This is a genomic window from Lysinibacillus antri, from assembly GCF_003977595.1.
GTDB classification, from domain to species: Bacteria; Bacillota; Bacilli; order Bacillales_A; family Planococcaceae; genus Ureibacillus; species Ureibacillus antri.
In genome coordinates this window covers 1-814 of record NZ_RYYR01000073.1, presented here as the reverse complement: position 1 = coordinate 814, position 814 = coordinate 1, and the positions used below count along the sequence as shown (strand labels likewise).

Here is an 814-nt window from a genome sequence, read left to right as displayed (position 1 = left end):
GGTGCAGTGCTACCGCATCCTGCATCGCCATGCGCAGTAAAACCGCCTCGCCGCCCGAGGTGGCCGACGTGCTGGATTTGCTCGAATCGCAGCCGGAAGAGGCCCGGATGGCGTCGGGCGGTTTTTCTCGTTTTTCCTGGCGGGCGGGCTGGACGATGCCGGGGGCGAAACGCTGCATTCGCACATGCGGGCATGGTTTGTCCGTCAGCGCCGTTTTCGGTGAATGACCGGACTCATCCACTAGGGCCGGGCAAGGTATGAATAGAGGGCGATGCTGGCTTGCGGGATGGCCCCGCACCCCCGGAAAACTTGTCACACACCACGCAACTCCCGTTGCTTCGCTAAAAGCCTTGTGCTGCAAGGCTTTTAGCGCGGCGACACCGAAAATTTTCGTGTATGACACCGAACGGGCCGAACCGGCTTAAAACCCTTGCCGCGCAAGGAAAACAGCCCGTTCTTTCGCGCGCGAAAGCGTTTCAACTGCCTGTCGGCATCAGCAGGGCATATACCGGCACGCCGAAGGCGTTGGCGATGCGCTCCAGGTTGTCCAGTGAGATGTTTCTGACCTGGCGCTCGCAGTGCGCAACAAAGGTGCGATGTAGGCCGCACTCGAAGGCGAGAGCTTCTTGTGACCAGCCTCTTTCCCGGCGTAATCGGATCATGTTGGCCGCGAGCACGGCCCGCGCGGAATGCGCGGTTGGTGCGAGAGATTGGGCGGCGGGAGACATGCAAACCAGTCTCCCGATGTGATGCTTTTACGTCAGCCGTGTTTAAGCCACAATATGGCTTTCTTATAGCAAGATGGCGGCCTGGC

Annotated in this window: 2 protein-coding genes; one reads left to right on the top strand and one right to left on the bottom strand. The window is 60.2% G+C overall.

The window, feature by feature from the left end; translation table 11 throughout:
- Positions 1-227, top strand: a 227-nt coding sequence (locus EK386_RS20280) for a hypothetical protein (protein WP_158674475.1), incomplete at its 5' end; no start/stop codon positions are given.
- A 249-nt stretch (positions 228-476) separates the two neighbouring features.
- Here the strand turns inward: EK386_RS20280 and EK386_RS19945 are convergent.
- Entirely contained in the window at positions 477-728 is a 252-nt protein-coding gene (locus EK386_RS19945) for a helix-turn-helix domain-containing protein (RefSeq protein WP_179966074.1), read from the bottom strand.
- Positions 729-814 lie beyond the last annotated feature (86 nt).